The 15,810-nt window shown below is 61.4% G+C and carries 20 protein-coding genes; 16 read left to right on the top strand and 4 right to left on the bottom strand.

Features of this window, described 5'->3' with window-relative positions:
* Window positions 1-319 precede the first annotated feature (319 nt).
* Window positions 320-592, top strand: coding sequence for a PadR family transcriptional regulator (locus tag BB347_RS12895; protein ID WP_076583876.1), 273 nt, complete (start codon window positions 320-322; stop codon window positions 590-592).
* A gap of 161 nt (window positions 593-753) precedes the next feature.
* On the opposite strand, the gene BB347_RS12890 is transcribed toward BB347_RS12895, so the two are convergent.
* Window positions 754-1,998, bottom strand: a complete 1,245-nt coding sequence (locus tag BB347_RS12890; RefSeq protein ID WP_076583875.1) for an aminotransferase class V-fold PLP-dependent enzyme — start codon at window positions 1,996-1,998, stop codon at window positions 754-756.
* A gap of 384 nt (window positions 1,999-2,382) precedes the next feature.
* Here BB347_RS12890 and BB347_RS12885 point away from each other — a divergent pair, with 384 nt between their 5' ends.
* Both BB347_RS12885 and BB347_RS12880 read left to right on the top strand, forming a co-directional pair.
* Window positions 2,383-3,357, top strand: coding sequence for an ABC transporter ATP-binding protein (locus tag BB347_RS12885; protein ID WP_076583874.1), 975 nt, complete (start codon window positions 2,383-2,385; stop codon window positions 3,355-3,357).
* Window positions 3,354-4,229, top strand: a complete 876-nt coding sequence (locus tag BB347_RS12880; RefSeq protein ID WP_076583873.1) for an ABC transporter permease — start codon at window positions 3,354-3,356, stop codon at window positions 4,227-4,229. The genes BB347_RS12885 and BB347_RS12880 overlap by 4 nt, the downstream gene beginning before the upstream one ends.
* A 28-nt stretch (window positions 4,230-4,257) precedes the next feature.
* Here the strand turns inward: BB347_RS12880 and BB347_RS12875 are convergent, their stop codons facing one another.
* Complete coding sequence (locus BB347_RS12875; protein ID WP_076583871.1) at window positions 4,258-4,548, bottom strand: DUF424 domain-containing protein; 291 nt, start codon at window positions 4,546-4,548, stop codon at window positions 4,258-4,260.
* Window positions 4,549-4,551: 3 nt separating this feature from the next.
* Window positions 4,552-5,451 (bottom strand): tetratricopeptide repeat protein, encoded by a 900-nt coding sequence (locus BB347_RS12870; RefSeq protein WP_076583869.1) that lies wholly within the window; start codon window positions 5,449-5,451, stop codon window positions 4,552-4,554.
* A gap of 186 nt (window positions 5,452-5,637) precedes the next feature.
* Here BB347_RS12870 and BB347_RS12865 point away from each other — a divergent pair, with 186 nt between their 5' ends.
* The 8 genes from BB347_RS12865 to BB347_RS12830 all read left to right on the top strand — a co-directional run bounded on the left by BB347_RS12865 (window position 5,638) and on the right by BB347_RS12830 (window position 10,966).
* Window positions 5,638-6,552 (top strand): ABC transporter ATP-binding protein, encoded by a 915-nt coding sequence (locus BB347_RS12865; protein ID WP_076583867.1) that lies wholly within the window; start codon window positions 5,638-5,640, stop codon window positions 6,550-6,552.
* Window positions 6,552-7,373, top strand: coding sequence for an ABC transporter permease subunit (locus tag BB347_RS12860; RefSeq protein ID WP_076583865.1), 822 nt, complete (start codon window positions 6,552-6,554; stop codon window positions 7,371-7,373). Before BB347_RS12865 ends, BB347_RS12860 begins: the two co-directional genes overlap by 1 nt.
* Window positions 7,374-7,407: 34 nt before the next feature.
* Window positions 7,408-8,223, top strand: coding sequence for an ABC transporter permease subunit (locus tag BB347_RS12855; RefSeq protein ID WP_076583864.1), 816 nt, complete (start codon window positions 7,408-7,410; stop codon window positions 8,221-8,223).
* Between the two features lie 309 nt (window positions 8,224-8,532).
* Window positions 8,533-9,039 carry a hypothetical protein gene (locus BB347_RS12850; protein ID WP_236995952.1) on the top strand — a complete coding sequence of 169 codons (507 nt, stop codon included), beginning with the start codon at window positions 8,533-8,535 and terminating at the stop codon, window positions 9,037-9,039.
* A gap of 64 nt (window positions 9,040-9,103) precedes the next feature.
* Window positions 9,104-9,661 (top strand): RNA 2',3'-cyclic phosphodiesterase, encoded by a 558-nt coding sequence (thpR, locus tag BB347_RS12845; RefSeq protein WP_076583861.1) that lies wholly within the window; start codon window positions 9,104-9,106, stop codon window positions 9,659-9,661.
* A 203-nt stretch (window positions 9,662-9,864) separates the two neighbouring features.
* The gene (locus BB347_RS12840; protein ID WP_006092547.1) at window positions 9,865-10,017 is read left to right on the top strand and encodes a 50S ribosomal protein L39e; all 153 of its coding nucleotides are present in this window, start codon (window positions 9,865-9,867) and stop codon (window positions 10,015-10,017) included.
* Window positions 10,018-10,019: 2 nt separating this feature from the next.
* Complete coding sequence (locus BB347_RS12835; RefSeq protein WP_076583860.1) at window positions 10,020-10,298, top strand: 50S ribosomal protein L31e; 279 nt, start codon at window positions 10,020-10,022, stop codon at window positions 10,296-10,298.
* 2 nt (window positions 10,299-10,300) lie between these two features.
* The gene (locus BB347_RS12830; protein ID WP_076583859.1) at window positions 10,301-10,966 is read left to right on the top strand and encodes a translation initiation factor IF-6; all 666 of its coding nucleotides are present in this window, start codon (window positions 10,301-10,303) and stop codon (window positions 10,964-10,966) included.
* A 178-nt stretch (window positions 10,967-11,144) separates the two neighbouring features.
* Here the strand turns inward: BB347_RS12830 and BB347_RS12825 are convergent, their stop codons facing one another.
* Window positions 11,145-11,465, bottom strand: a complete 321-nt coding sequence (locus BB347_RS12825) for an ASCH domain-containing protein (protein ID WP_076583857.1) — start codon at window positions 11,463-11,465, stop codon at window positions 11,145-11,147.
* A gap of 173 nt (window positions 11,466-11,638) precedes the next feature.
* On the opposite strand from BB347_RS12825, the gene BB347_RS12820 reads away from it, so the two are divergent.
* The 5 genes from BB347_RS12820 (at window position 11,639) to BB347_RS12800 (ending at window position 15,483) form a co-directional block, all read left to right on the top strand.
* Entirely contained in the window at window positions 11,639-12,592 is a 954-nt protein-coding gene (locus BB347_RS12820; protein ID WP_076583856.1) for a DUF6159 family protein, read from the top strand.
* Between the two features lie 80 nt (window positions 12,593-12,672).
* Complete coding sequence (rpl18a, locus tag BB347_RS12815) at window positions 12,673-12,849, top strand: 50S ribosomal protein L18Ae (protein WP_076583854.1); 177 nt, start codon at window positions 12,673-12,675, stop codon at window positions 12,847-12,849.
* Window positions 12,846-13,292: a prefoldin subunit alpha gene (gene pfdA / locus BB347_RS12810; RefSeq protein WP_076583852.1), complete on the top strand. Its 447-nt coding sequence runs from the start codon at window positions 12,846-12,848 to the stop codon at window positions 13,290-13,292. The genes rpl18a and pfdA overlap by 4 nt, the downstream gene beginning before the upstream one ends.
* Before the next feature lie 21 nt (window positions 13,293-13,313).
* On the top strand, window positions 13,314-14,765 hold the full coding sequence (ftsY, locus tag BB347_RS12805) for a signal recognition particle-docking protein FtsY (RefSeq protein WP_076583851.1): 1,452 nt from the start codon (window positions 13,314-13,316) through the stop codon (window positions 14,763-14,765).
* A gap of 115 nt (window positions 14,766-14,880) precedes the next feature.
* Window positions 14,881-15,483: a hypothetical protein gene (locus tag BB347_RS12800; RefSeq protein ID WP_076583849.1), complete on the top strand. Its 603-nt coding sequence runs from the start codon at window positions 14,881-14,883 to the stop codon at window positions 15,481-15,483.
* Window positions 15,484-15,810 lie beyond the last annotated feature (327 nt).

The raw sequence follows: 15,810 nt of genomic DNA, 5'->3' as shown, positions 1-15,810 counted from the left end.
AAAATATGTCGAGAGTCCAACGACAGTGGTGGCATTCAGTTGGTCGAACCTGGAAATGAGCCGTGGATAGCGGCCGTGATTGTTTTATGCAGTGCAATCCGCCCCATCTGGGTTCGAAAAGACGATAGTATCCGTTATGCGGAGTATATTGACGATTTCTGAACAGTTTCGAAAACCGACGTGTAATTGCCCGTTACCGGCAGTGAACCGGATATTCACCAGTTGTCTCTCAGTTAGACCGCCACCACAGTAAAGAAACAGTTGATACGAGAACGATAACAAATAGTCGGACAGTTGGTGTGTCGTCTGTGGTTGTAACATGGACGATTTGACCGGATTTCAGCGCGATCTTCTGTACGTGATCGCCGGAGCTGACGAGCCGTCTGGGCAGGAAGTAAAGGACGAAATCGAGACGTATTACAACAGCGAGATCAACCACGGCCGGTTGTATCCCAATCTCGATACGCTCGTCAACAAGGAACTCGTCGAAAAGGGCCAACTCGATCGCCGAACGAACTACTACGCGCTCGGCGATCAAGGCCTCGATCAGATCAAAGACCGACGATCGTGGGAACAACAGTACCTCGAGTGATCTCGCTCGAGTAATCGAGTGGGTTCTCGGCCGTCGACGTCGCACAGACACACCATGGTGCGACGTCGCTCTCTCTTTCTCGAGTAGAACAATCTGTACGGTAACGGGGCTGTACTCGAGGTCACAGAAGTCCATCCAAGCCGGAGAACGCCGACTCAGGCTCAGGCGAACAACTGCCGCGCATCGTCCAACGCCGCGACCAATTCGTCGATTTCTTCGCGCGTATTATACACGTAGAACGACGCTCGAGTCGACGCCGGAACGCCCAGTTTGTCGTGGAGTGGCTGAGTACAGTGATCGCCGGCGCGGACGGCGACCGTGTGGTCGTTCATGATCGAGGTGAGGTCGTGAGCGTGGACGCCCTCGAGGTTGAAACTCACCAGGCCGCCGCGGTCGGGGCCGCCTTCGGGGCCGTAGATCTCGACGTCGCCTTCGGCCTCGAGTCGGTCGTAGGCGTAGGCGGCGAGTTCCTCCTCGTGGGCCTGGATTCGTTCCATGCCGATTCCCTCGAGCCAGTCGATTGCGGCCTCGAGTCCGACGGCTTCGGCGATTGGCGGCGTCCCGGGTTCGAACTTCCATGGGAGGTCGCCCCACGTGGAGTCCTCGAAGGTGACCTTGCGGATCATGCCGCCGCCGTAGAGGTACGGCTCCATTTCCTCGAGCAGGTCCCGTTTGCCGTAGAGGACGCCGATACCGGTGGGGCCGGCCATCTTGTGCCCCGAGAAGGCGTAGAAGTCGGCGTCGATCTCGCTCACGTCGACGGGCCGGTTGGGGACGGCCTGTGCGCCGTCGATAAAGGAGAGGGCGTCGTGTTCGTGGGCAAGGTCGGTGAGTTCGGAGACGGGGTTGACGGTGCCGAGCGTGTTCGAGACGTGGACCGCCGAGACGATAGCAGCGTCGTCGTCGATCAGTTCGCGGGCGTGATCCATATCGAGTCGCCCGGTGTCGTCGACGCGAATGTACTCGACCTCGGCGCCCGTCTGCTTGGCGATCTGTTGCCAGGTGACGAGCGAGGCGTGGTGTTCCATCTCCGTGAGGACCACTCGGTCGCCGGCCTCGAGTTCGTTCAATCCCCAGGCGTAGGCGATCAAATTCTCGCCTTCGGTCGTGTTCTTCGTGAAGATGATCTCCTCGCGGCCGTCGGCGTTGACGAACTCGGCGACGCGGTCGTGGGCCCCTTCGTAGCGTTCGGAGGCTTCCTGACTCAGGTGGTGGATACCGCGGTGGACGTTCGCGTTGTGCCGGCGGTAGTACTCGCTCATCGCGTCGACGACCGGATCCGGCGTCTGCGTCGTCGCCGCGTTGTCGAGGTAGACGACCTGCTGGCCGTCGAATTCCCGCTCGAGAATGGGGAACTCCGCGCGGATGGACTCGACGTCGAGACCCTCGAAATTCTGATGACTCATTACGTACGGGGAGGGACTCGAGACAAAACACTCCTTCGGTCCGTGACAGGGCGAGGGTGTGAAAATCGAAACGCTCGGCGTGAGGAGACGCGCGGACGTCGAACGGTCGCTCGAGGAGAACGCGTCGAAAGGGGGACCGAAGATGTGAACGGACTGGTGGGTGGGTGCCTCAGCAGGGACGGCTAACCAACCACTGTTCGTGCCCTGCCAAGTAGACTGTTCAGCGCAAGGACCATATCAGTATTTCCAAAATAGTTTGGCTACTTTGGATCTGTTCCGAAAAATAACGCAGGATGAGTTTTGGATTCCGACATGCAACGGTTCTCGATGTCCGAACGGAGCACCCGACTAATTATATACAATACATGTGAACGTACAGATACGATGGCTGCGATTAAAACGTCGGGACTCACGAAAACGTACGGTGAGTTAACCGCCGTCGACACCCTCGATTTGAGCGTCGAGTACGGAGAGGTCTTCGGGTTTTTGGGGCCAAACGGGGCCGGTAAATCCACGACCATCAACATGTTGCTCGATTTCGCTCGACCGACGGCGGGGACGGCGACGGTGCTGGGCTACGACACGCAAGCGCAAGCCGACGCGATCAGTCCCCGCGTCGGGGTCCTCCCGGAAGGGTTCGACCTCTATCCGCGCCTCTCGGGTCGTCGCCACCTCGAGTTCGCGATCGAAACCAAAGCCGCCGACGACGACCCCGACAGGATCCTCGAGCGCGTCGGGTTATCTGCCGACGACGCGAGGAGACCGGCTGGGGGCTACTCCAAGGGAATGCGTCAACGGCTCGCGACGGGCATGGCCCTGGTCGGTGATCCCGACTTGTTGATCATGGACGAACCCACGTCCGGGCTCGACCCACACGGGATACGCGAGATGCAGTCCCTCGTCCGCTCGGAGGCCGAACGCGGAACGACCGTCTTCTTCTCGAGTCACATTCTCGAACACGTCGAGGCGGTCTGCGATCGAATCGGCGTCTTGAACGAGGGGCGACTGGTCGCCGTCGACACGATCGACGGCCTTCGCGAATCCATTGGCGGCGGCGCGACGATGGAACTGACGCTCGCCGATCCTGTCGGCGATCTCCCCGACATCGCTCGCTCGGTGTCCGGGATTAGCGAGGTCAGTGCAACCGAACGCAGCCTCGAGTGTACTATCACCGATCCGACGGCGAAAGCGACCGTCGTCACGGAACTCGACGCCGCGGGCGCGACGGTTCACGACGTACAGATCGAGGACGTCTCGCTCGAGACGCTGTTCACCGCGTTGACGAACGGCGGCGAAGCCGGAGACGCGCGTGAATCACCGGCAAGTGCCGTCGCGACCGAATCCGAGGTGGCGAAATGAGTTCACACATCACCACCGTCGCCCGCAAAGAGTTCGAGGACGCCGGGCGATCGAAGCTTCTCTGGGTGCTTGTGACGTTGCTCGTCGGAATCGTCGTCGTCGGGTACACGGCGGTCTGGTACACCGGAGGCGACGTCGCCGCGGACGAGATGCTCGGATTTTTGGGCCTCCCGTTACAGACGATCATCCCGATCGCCGCGTTGATCACGGGGTACATGGCCGTCGTGGGCGAGCGACGCTCCGGCAGCATGAAACTCCTGCTCGGGCTCCCGCCCAATCGCACCGACGTCGTCTTCGGGAAGGTCCTCGGCCGAATGGCCGTCGTCGGGGCGGCCATCGTCCTCGCGTTCCTCGTCGCGCTCGTCCTCGGGGCGGCCTTCTTCGGATCCGTTCCGCTTACGGATATCCTCGCGTTCGCTGCCCTCACGCTACTCTTCGGTCTCTCGTTCGCCGGCCTCGCCGTCGGCGTCTCCGCCGGCGTCGACTCACGCGGAAAATCCATGGCGCTCGTCGTCGGCCTCTACATGATCTTCGTCGCCCTCTGGGAACTCCTCACGGCCGGCCCCTACTACCTCATCTACGGCGACGGGCCGCCCGTCGAAGCCCAGACGTGGTACCTGCTCCTCGAGCAGTTCAACCCGATAACGAGTTACACGACGATGGCGAGCAACGTCGTCGAAGGCGAGGTCATTCCCTTCGCGTTCCAGTACGGACTCGAGGACTGGGAAGCCGGTCAGATGACGCCCGCCGAGCGCTACGGTGACGGTGCGCCGTTCTATCTGGACGACTGGTTCGGCCTCGTCGTCTTAGTGTTCTGGCTGGTCGTTCCCATCGCGATCGGTTACTACCGGTTCAAAAGAGCGGATCTCTGAGCGACGTTCGATACCCGCCAGCCTCGAATCAGAGCCGAAGCGTCTGCGCGTGAAGCGTCGATCCGATCTCGAGGACGTTCGCTTCGTCGACGAACCCCGCTTCGATCGCGAACTCGACCGAGCGCGTCCCGACGATGTTACTGACGGTCGCCCGTGCGAGGCTATCGGTAACGGCCTCCTCGTCGGCCACCTCGCCGCCGTAGAACTCCTCGGTGACGGTCAAGGATACGTCGTCCGTTTCGAACGTCTCGCCGAGGGCGTCCTCGTCGCAGACCGTGACCAACAACCCCTCCGGCGTCTCCTGTTCTGTGACGATCATCCGTTACTCGAGTCGCCACTCCTCGTCGCCGTTTTCGGAGTCGGCGTCGGGAGCGCTGCGGCCGGGGTCGGTCAGATCCTGTGCGTCGAGACTCTCTCGAGGGGGCCCACCAGCGGGACCACCGCTGCCGGCAGCCTGTCCCTGTCCCTGCCCCTGCATGTCTCGGCGTTCTTCCATGACGTCCTGTTCAGCCTGCTCGAGCAACGCGTTTGCCTCCTCTGCGATCTCTTCGGCTTCGTCGTACTCGCCTAACTCCTCGAGAATTTCGGCCTTTTCCTCGAGGACCTTCGCATTGCGCAAGCCGAGGCGAATCGCGTTGTCGATGCAGTGGAGGGCGTCTTCTGCGAGGCCGCGTTCCGAGAGGAAGAAGGCTCGGTTGAACCAGCCCTCGGCGAAGCGTTCGTCGATTTCGATGGCGCGTTCGGCGTGTTCGAGCGCCTGCGCCGTCTCGCCGAATTCCCAGAGCGCGTACGCGAGATTCGTTTCGGCCGTCGCGGCGTGTTCACTCGAGTCGTCCACCTTGAGCGCTTCTCGGTGGGCCCCGATCGCTTCGTCCCACTCCTCGAGTTCCGCGTGGGCGACGCCTTTGTTCACCCACGCTTCTTGGGTTATGCGTTCGTCGTCGGCGAAGCGCGCGGTCCGCTCGAACGCTTCGGTCGCCTGCTCGTAGCGGTTGATCTGCATGTAGTTGAGGCCGACGTCGAGTAACTCACTCGCCGCGACGTCGTCCTGATCGATGTTGTGCGAATCGAGCGTGTCGGTGACGACCCTGGAGTCGACGGGGTCGACCTTCGAGGGGTCGACGCCCAGTTCCGGCGGATCCAGATCGAACTCGTCGTAGGTGTCACCGAACCCCTCGCCCTCGGAGAATCGGTGGTCGCGATCGCCCTCTCGGTCAGTCATTGGCGGAATGTGGCGTCGAGGACTGTTAAGGGCTGCGACCTCGAGTGTTACCCCTGTCCGTTCGACCGATTACGATTCGTCGCGACGTGTGCCACACAGACGAGCCGTTAGGAGGACGGTTAAATCACAGATGAGATTGGTTCAGTAAAGGTAAAAGTTATAGGATAGTTTTTACTATGTTGCGATATGGCTGCAATTACGGTCGAGAACGTCTCCAAACGCTACGGGACCGTTAGGGCACTCGATCGCGTCGATCTAACGGTCGACGAGGGCGAAATCTTCGGATTTTTGGGACCAAACGGCGCGGGGAAGTCGACGCTGATCAACGTCTTTCTCGACTACGCTCACCCGGATTCCGGCGCGGTGACCATCTTCGGTCACGACTGCCAGGAAAACGGAGTCGACGCGAAAGCGCGAATGGGCGTCCTTCCCGACGGCTACACCGTCTACGACCGACTGACCGGTCGTCAGCACATCGAGTACGCCATCGAGGCCAAAGACGCCGACGTCCATCCGATGGACGTCCTCGAGCGGGTCGGGATCCACGACGCCGCCGATCAGACAGCGGGAGGCTACTCGAAGGGAATGTCCCAGCGACTCGTCCTCGGAATGGCCCTCGTCGGCGAACCGGACCTACTCGTCCTCGACGAACCCACGAGCGGCCTCGACCCACACGGAATCAAGCAGATTCGGACGATCATCCGCGAGGAGAACGAACGCGGGGCGACCGTCTTCTTCTCGAGTCACATCCTGGAGCAAGTCGAAGCTGTCTGTGACCGCGTCGGCATTCTCTACGGCGGCGAACTCGTCGCGACGGATACGATTTCCGGGCTCAGGCAATCGATCGGCGGCGGAACGAAACTCCAGATCACCGTCGATCGCTGCGATGCAGGCGTTCTCGAGCGAATCGAATCGCTCGAGGGCGTCGAACACGCCTGGCTCGAAGAAGCGGACAATCGGGTCGAAGTCACCTGTTCGAACGACGCGAAGATGGACGTACTGGTCGCGCTCAACGACGCCGGCGTCGACGTCGAGAACTTCCAGACCGAAGAGGCGTCGCTCGAGGAGATGTTCGTCGAGTACACGGACGGAAATCGTTAATGTCCTGGGTGACGATTGCACGTACCGAGTTCGAGACGACAAAAGAGTCGCGAGCGGTGAGGTGGCTCCTGTGGCTGCTCGCCGGCGCGTGCGTGTTGGCTGGCTATCTCTTCCCGGAAGTCACCGGTGGCTCGATCACGACCCGCGAATTCGCGGGGTTTTCGTTTCTGACGGAGAGCATCAACTACCTCCTGGCGCTGATCGGCGTCGTGCTCGGCTACGGGGCCATCGTCGAGGAACGAACGTCCGGGAAGCTGACGCTGTTGCTCTCACTTCCCTACAGTCGGCGAGACCTCGTCGTCGGCAAAGTCGTCGGCCGCTCGCTGGTGTTCGCGACGGCGCTCGTCGCCGCGTTGGCCGTCGCCGGAGCGCTCGTCGTCTACCCCTTCGGCTCGCTTTCGCTCGGCTGGTACATCGCTTTCGTCGTGGTGACCGTCTGTTACGGCGTGATCTTTACGGGCCTCGCCGTTTCGATTTCCATGCTCACGTCGTCGAAACACGTCGCGACCATCGGTGCGTTCGGCAGCTACGGCCTGTTCGTCGCTATCTGGGGCACCGTCGAATCCAGCCTCGAGTACGGCCTCGAGACGATCGGCATGATCGAAGGCGGATTGCCGGACGCACTCGCGTTCGTCTTCAGCCTGAATCCAGTGCGGCTGTACACCCGGATCGTCGACGGTCTCATCGCCGGCGGCTCGGGAACCACAGCGGGCTCCGACGCCTGGTACTTCAGCGAGTGGCTCGCACTCGTCGCGTTCGTCGCCTGGCTCGTCGTGCCGCTCACGCTCAGTTACCTGTGGTTTTCCACTACCGACCTATGACCGAAGAATCCACCTCACACACCGGTGAGTTCGCATGAACTGGCGCTCGAGCGCACGAAAGGACGTTCGCGACGCGATTCGCTCGCGGACGATCGGACTCTTACTCGTCGTGTTCGTCGGGGTGTTCGTCGTCGGACACGTCGCGTTCGCCTCGAGTTCTGGCTCGTTCGACGAGTTCGTCGAGAACGTGTACGCCGATCTGACGTGGCTGATGCCGATCGTGGCACTCGTCGTCGGGTACAAAGCCGTCCTCCACGAGCGCACCTCGGGAACGATCGTTCTCGCGCTCTCACTCCCCCAATCCCGACTGGATTTCGTCCTCGGGAAGTTGATCGGGCGCTCGCTCGTAATCGTGATCCCGATGGCCGTCGGCCTCCTCGCCGCCGGCGTCGTCGGCATGGGACGCTACGAGTCTGTCGCGGTGCTCGCGTTTTTGGCATTCATCGCCGTGAGCGTCCTCTACACGGTCGCGTTCGTTGCCATCGCCCTCGCCTGTTCGATGTCGACGACGGCCGGTCGACGCGTCCTACTCGGTTCGATCGGTGCCTACGTCGTTCTCGACCAGCTATGGGTCGTGTTAGTGAACGAGTTCGCCGTCGCCCTGTATCGCTACGATCTGTCCGTCGCGAACGACCTCCCCGAGTGGGCCGTCTTCGCGCAACTCCTCTCACCGAGCGAAGCGTACAGACACCTCGTCAGCAGCCTCTTCGAGTTCAATAGCTCGAGGGCGCATCTCGCGGCCGACGCGCCGTGGTTCGTCAACTCCTGGACGGCACTGCTCGTCCTGGGCCTCTGGATCGGCGTCCCGATCGCACTCGGCTATCGACGGTTCGGCCGAGTCGATCTCTGAGGAGGGGGGTAACACGAGCGATGAAACCGTCGAATAGGCGTTCGCCTGTTGCGGTGCGAGCAGTTTCGTCGAGTCCGAACGAGAGTGGAGCGAAACTGAGCTATCGTCTGTTTTCTCGAGGTACTGGTGTTGGTAAGTGAACGGGGAAATAGCAGGAATTTAATATAACATGCTGGTACGACAACTCGAATGTCTCCGCGTGATAACCCCTCCGAACCGACACCGGCGCCCGATACATCGAGTACGCACCGCCCCGTTTCACGACAGTTCACTCGACGACGCGTTCTTACCGTCGGGACCACCGCGGCAGTGGCTTCCGTAGCGGGTTGTTCGAGCGCCGTCGACTTCCTCGCAGATATGACCTTAGAGGAGGTGAACGTGTTCAACGGCGCTGACGAGCCGATTACCGGCACGATCGAAATCGTCGACCCGGACGGCGAGGTCGCACTCGAGGAATCGTTCGACCTCGAGCGAGACCGCGACGGCGACGACGAGGACAACGAGGCGGCCGCGTTCTACGACGATACCTGGTCCGATGCCGGCGAGTACGAGGTCAGCGTCGAACTCGAGGACGAACCCGACGAGGCGAGTGACGATGGCGAGTCAGCGGACGACGGGGAGGACAGCGACGACGGCGACGACAACGACACTCCGCTCGGTCCAGAACGAACCGACACCGTCACTGTCGACGACCCGGACGAGGAGCGACTCGTGGTCGGAATCGCACAGGAAGGGCCAGGAGAGCTAATCAGCTTCCACGTCATCGAAGATTTCTCCGAACTCGAGGAGGAATTCGAGGGAGAGTTCGAGGAGTGAGGAGACGGGGAAACCCACCCCACCGCCAAATCGTTGAAAAGGCATTCGCTCCTACGGACAGCACATGCGACTGTTCGTGAGCGTCGACCTTCCCGACGACCTCGCGGCGTCGGTTTCGACCGTTCAGGACGAGTTTCGCGACGCGAGCGGGCTTCGCTTTACCGATCCCGAACAGGCACACGTGACGCTCAAATTCCTCGGCGAAGTCGACAACGACCGGCTAGGTCAACTCCGACGCGAACTCGCCGCTGCCGTTTCCGAAGCGTCCGTCGAGCCGTTTTCCGTCCGCTTCGGCGGGCTGGGCGTGTTCCCGAGCCTCGAGTACATCAGCGTCGTCTGGCTCGGTGTCGAAGCTGGAGGCGACCCACTCACGCGCCTCCAGGAAGCCGTCGAGTCGCGGACGGTCGCGATGGGATTCGATCCGGAATCCCACGAGTTCACGCCCCACGTGACGCTCGCGCGGATGGACCACGCCGGCGGGAAAGAACTCGTCCAGGACGTCGTCCGCGAGCACGAGCCGACGGTGGGAGAGATGCACGTCGATTCGATTCACCTGACCGAGAGCACACTCACCGACGACGGGCCGACGTACTCGAGTGTCGACTCGTTCTCGCTCGAGTAATCGGACTTCGAGAGCGACCATCTCTCCAGAAATCGGGAGGTACCGAGCGTAGTGAAAGGGCACGAACGAGCGACGCACGAGACGGCGAATGACCGACCGACGCGAGCGCACGGAGATCGCTACACGGCCGCGTGGGGTCGCCTTCGCACGCTGGCGCCGAGATGGACAACATTTTAAGCCACCGCGGGCTACGTCCGCCTACTATGGGTAAGAAAACGAAGGGCAAGAAAAAGCGTCTTGCCAAACTCGAGAACCAGAACAGCCGCGTTCCGGCGTGGGTTATGATGAAGACGGACATGGAAGTCCAGCGAAACCCAAAGCGACGCAACTGGCGGCGTAACGACACTGACGAGTAACGATGAGTGCAAGTGATTTCGAGGAACGTGTCGTAACCGTTCCCCTGCGCGACGTCAAGAAAGGAGCCAACCACGAGGCCGCAGACCTCGCGATGCGACTCATCCGCGAACACCTCGCGAAACACTTCTCCGTCGACGAGGGGGCGATCCGACTGGATCCCTCGATCAACGAGGAAGTGTGGTCACAGGGTCGTTCCAACCCGCCACGAAAACTTCGCGTTCGTGCGGCTCGCTTCGACGAAGACGGTGAGGCCGTCGTCGAGGCCGAGGTCGCCGACTAAATTTGCAACGACTCGCCTTCGTCGGGTCAGCCTACGTCGGCGTCTTCGCCCGTGCGACCGACACCTGCGTGCTCGTTCGACCGGACGTCGACGACGACACCGTCGCTGACCTGACCGACGAACTCGAGGTGCCCGCAATTCAGACGACCGTCGGCGGCTCCTCGACGGTCGGCGCGTTAGCGACGGGTAACGAGAACGGACTCCTCGTCAGTTCTCGTATTCTCGAATACGAACGAGAACGACTCGAGGACGAAGTGGACGTTCCGGTGACGGAACTCTCCGGAAAGATCAACGCCGCGGGGAACGTCGTCCTCGCGAACGACTACGGCGCGTACGTCCATCCGGACCTCCCTCGGGAAACGATCCAAACGATCAAAGACACGCTCGAGGTGCCCGTCGAACGCGGCGACCTCGCGGGCGTTCGCACCGTCGGCACCGCCGCCGTCGCGACCAACGCCGGGGTGCTTTGTCACCCGAAAGCGACCGACGAGGAACTCGACTTCCTCGAGGACGCACTCGACGTTCGCGCCGACGTCGGCACCGTCAACTACGGTGCACCGCTTGTCGGCTCCGGACTGATCGCGAACGAAGCCGGCTACGTCATCGGTGAGGATACGACCGGACCCGAGCTGGGCCGGATCGAAGACGCGCTCGGCTATCTTGAGTGACTCCCCATTTTCACGGGCTGGATCGCCCGTTCTCGATTTCTCGAATGGCGATAGTAGCCACTGCACGTCAGTGTACACCTGATCGCTAAACCGTCTGGCGAGCAGCGTGTGATCCGTTTCAGTTGGGACGGTAGTGACGACACCGCTCGAGGCTTCGAGTCTCCGCTTCCCAACGGCGCTATTCGTGGCCCTTGGGTTCGAACTGGTGGCGAACGACGTCGCTGTCGTCGTCCCACTCGAAGGAGTCGTGTGCGCGCTCGAGAAGTCGCTCGTAGGACTCGAGGTCGTCCATCCCTTCTGCCTGGGCGTCCGCGTCGGTCAGGTCGCCGAGCGTTCGTTCGGTTACGTCAGTCACCTCGAACGTCGTTCCCTCGATGGTGAACGTGTCGCCGACCTCGGCGTAGCGGTGGCCGCGGTGGATCTGGGTCACCTCGCCCTCGAGGACCTGCGTTTGCATGCGCTCGCTCGGGAGTAATTCGGCTGGCTCGAGTTGACTCATACTCGTTCGTGCGTGCGCCAGCGCAAAATTCGTTGCCACAGGCGAGTTCAGGTGCTTGCCACAGGCGAGTTCAGGTGCGACGACGTGCGTCGAACGAAGCCCAAAACCGGCGCACACTCGCAGTAGCGAACCGCTCCTGAAGAGTTATAAGAGTGAACAGTGAAGTGAAATGTATGGTCCTCCAATCAATCTTCGCCCGGATCAAGACCGGGTTCACGATCGCGAAAGCGTCGTTCGGCGTCCTTCGCAGCGAGAAGTGGCTGCTCGTGTTCCCGCTGTTGTACGGGCTCACGTGGACTGTCGGAATCGCCCTCCTCATCGCCGGTCTCCTAGTCGCGTTGGTCGGTGCCGGCATCGGCGTCGGCGTCCTCGAGCAGTTCACCGGCGCGTCCGACGGCACGGTCGACGGCGTGTTTCAAGTCGTCGCAATCCTCGCTTCCTTCGGCGTGATGTTCGTCGCGACCGCCGTGGCGACGTTCTTCAGCGCGGCGCTCGTCCACTCCGTCGGAAAACTGTTTCAGGGCCAAGAGACGAGCGTCCGAGACGGACTCGCCGGCGCGTGGGCGTCCCACCGAACGATTCTCGCGTGGGGCGTCGTCGGTGCAGTCGTCGGCCTCATCTTCCAGGCTCTCGAGAGCCGAGACGGACTGGGTGCACAGATCGCTCGCGGTATCGCCGGCTTCGCCTGGTTTGCGATGACGTTCTTCATCGTTCCGGTGATCGTCTTTCAGGACGGTGGCGTCCGAGAGTCGATGCGCGAGAGCGTCACAACGTTCCGCGAGACGTGGGGCGAAGTCGGCGGCGTCAGCCTCGGCATCGGCCTCGTGATCGTTCCGCTCGCGCTGGTCGTCCTCGCGACGGGAATCGGGGCGCCGCTATTCTTCCTCGAGGACCCCAGTGGCGTATTGCCCTACTCGGTCGCCGTGACCGTTCTCCTGTTGGGCGCGCTCGTCGTCGTCCACACGGCTGCGACGGCGATCGCGAAAACGGCGCTCTACCAGTACGCAGACGGCGGCGAACTGCCACCACAGTTCGACGGGATCGACCCGCAGAACCTCGCCTCGCGAAAGCGAGGGTCGAAGTCGGTGTCGAGCGACCCGTCCGGCCAACAGCCCGGACAGATCTGAGGCGATCAATGTCGGAAGTCGAACACTCCTGACTCCGATGGAAGGGAAGATTCTTCCGACTGCCTGCCGGAGTGAGAGACATGAATCAATATACGGTCACCGGCCGGTTCAAGAACCGCGACGGGTACTCGTCGTTCGAAACGACGATCGACGCAGTAAACGAATCCGTCGCTCGAGAACACGCGCTCTCCCAGTTCGGGAGCGAACACGGACTCAAGCGAACGGAAATCGACCTCGAGGAGGTGGCACAACGATGAGTCAACAACAGCTTCAGCAACTCTCACAGCAGCTTCAAGAGATCGAAGAGGAGATCGAAACGCTCGAGCAGAACGTCGAAGCGATCCGACAACAAAAAGACGAAGCCGACGAGGCAACCGAGGCGCTCGAGACGCTCGAGACCGGATCGACCGTGCAGGTTCCGGTCGGCGGCGGTGCCTACCTTCGCGCGACGGTCGAGGACATCGACGAAGTGATCGTCGAACTCGGTGCAGACTACGCCGCGGAGTTCGAACAGGACGACGCAATCGACGCCCTCGAGAGCAAACAGGAGAATCTCGACGACCGAATCGACGAGGTCAACGGCGAGATTTCTGAGTTGCAGTCCGAAAGTGACGAACTCGAACAGCAGGCCCAACAGCTCCAACAGCAGGCGATGCAACAGCAGATGCAACAGATGCAGGGCCAGAACCCCGACGAATAACGTCGGGCGACTATCCGCATCATGTTCGATAATTTGAAGGAGAAACTCGGGAGCTTCCGCAAAGACGCCGAAGCGGCGGCTGAGGAGAACGTCGAGGAAGTCGACGACGAGGAAGAACTCGAGGACGAAGACTCCGAGGTTGCCGAAGAGACGACAGCACCCGAGACGTCGGACGCCCCAGCGGCGACTACGGAGTCGACTGGAGACGAACCCACCGCGCGAGAAGACGATCACGAGCCGGCGGATGCACCCGAGACGCGGGAAACGGCGACTGCGAGCGACGAGACAGCTATCGCGACGAGCGAATCAGCGCTCGAGGACGAGCCTCAGGGTGAGCACGCTTCGACCGAGACTGTCGACAGCACACCGGCGGCGTCTGAAGCCTCCGACACAGACACCGTCGACGAGGCCTCGGAACCGATCCACGAGGAACCGGACGTCGACGGCGAGGAGACACCGGAAAGCGAAACTGTCGAGGATGCCGACGACACCGGGGCCGTCGAGACCGAGGACGCAGCAGGTGCCTCGGTCGCAGACGGCACTGAAGACGCCGACACAGCGGACGCAGACGAGGATAACGGAACCGGCTTCGGTGCGAAAGCGCGCTCGCTCGTCAAGGGCAAGTTCGTCATCGAGGAAGAAGACCTCGAGGGGCCACTCCAGGAACTCGAGTTGGCGTTGCTCTCGAGTGACGTGGAGATGGGAGTCGCCCAAGAAATTCTCGATAACATTCGCGAGGAACTGATCGGCGAGACGCGGACGTTTACGACCTCGACGGGTGCGGTCGTCGAGGAAGCACTGCACGACGCGATCTACGACGTCATCAGCGTCGGCCAGTTCGACTTCGAAGAACGCCTCGCGGCCGAGGACGCGCCGGTCACGATCATCTTCACCGGCGTCAACGGCGTCGGAAAGACGACGTCGATCGCCAAACTCAGTCAGTATCTCGAGGAACGAGGGTACTCCTCAGTGATGGCGAACGGCGATACGTACCGCGCCGGAGCGAACGAGCAGATCCAAGAGCACGCGGACGCGCTCGACACGAAACTCATCAGTCACGAACAAGGCGGCGACCCCGCCGCCGTGTTGTACGACGCCGTCGAGTACGCCGAAGCCAACGACATCGACGTCGTGCTCGGCGACACGGCGGGGCGACTCCACACCGACGAAGGGCTGATGGACCAACTCGAGAAGATCGGTCGAGTCGTCGACCCCGATATGACGCTGTTCGTCGACGAAGCGGTCGCCGGACAGGACGCGGTCAATCGCGCTCGCGAGTTCGACGAGGCTGCCGAAATCGACGGTGCAATCTTGACGAAGGCCGACGCCGACTCGAACGGCGGTGCCGCGATTTCGATCGCTCACGTCACCGGGAAGCCGATTCTCTTCTTGGGTGTCGGACAGGGCTACGACGACATCGAGCGCTTCGATCCAGACGAGATGATCGATCGGTTGCTCGAAGACGACGTGTAGCCGTCGAACCCGGCCCTATTTTTCGATCGTCGAGAGACCGTACCAGTCCACGAGTGACAATCACGAGCGAGCGAGTAAACGAAAAGCCCATAATACAGGTAACTTAGTTTACAGTATGCGAACTCCCCGGACTCGTCGGTCCCTCCTGTCGTCAGTACTGCCGGTTACAGCGGCCCTCGCCGGTTGTTTCGACGGACAACTCGCACGCACAGATGACGACGATGCGGAGTTGGTTTCACCCGACGAGTACGACTGTGGTGACCGTGACCGTCCGGATCCTGAGGAACCCGTAGCCGGCGAGGCGCTCGAGCGAGTCTCGTATCCCACGGCACCGGAGTCGGTGAGCGACGACGCCGAGACGTACGCACTCGAGTTCGAGCAGGCCTATCGGCAAAACGCCTTCCTCGAGGAGTACGGCTCGGAAGCACACGACGTGCACTTCGATCTGGAGCGAAATCGGATGACCGAAATCGAGGGGAACCCAGATGTCGAGTCGGATGCAGAGATGGAGACGGAGGCGGTGGTGGTGTCGATCGTCTACGATTATACGACGGCGACCTCACAGGGGTCGAACCCGACCGAACGAGGGACGCGCGTTACCTATTATATCGACGAAAACGTCACGATTCGGGCACGAAATCAGGGTATCGCCGACGAACCCGAGTTCGAACCCGATCCGCGTGGGGAGACCGGTACCGTCGTCGCGTGTTCGGAGTAACGCCGAATTCGGCTTTGAATCGTCGTTTCTCGAGTGATACAGCCGTTGCTGAGAGACATGGACGACGGTCGGGGGTCGGTACTCGACGCGAGTCGTCCGCATTCGTATCGGCAATTGTGACCGCTACCGATGACAGTTCTCTCCGGGTACGACTGGATCGGTGCGTCTCAGTTGCGATTTACAGTAAATTTGGGTCGCAGTGAGTAGCACGTCGATCCGAATGAGGCAAGAGTTGCTGGTGGAACGGACCGACGTCAGGATTCGCCGAATTGCAGGCTGGTATAGGGTTCGGGTGTGAGTACTTGCTACTAGATGACCGTACGAGAG

The organism is Natronorubrum daqingense (genome assembly GCF_001971705.1).
GTDB lineage: Archaea > Halobacteriota > Halobacteria > Halobacteriales > Natrialbaceae > Natronorubrum > Natronorubrum daqingense.
This window is presented reverse-complemented; position numbering and strand designations above follow the sequence as displayed.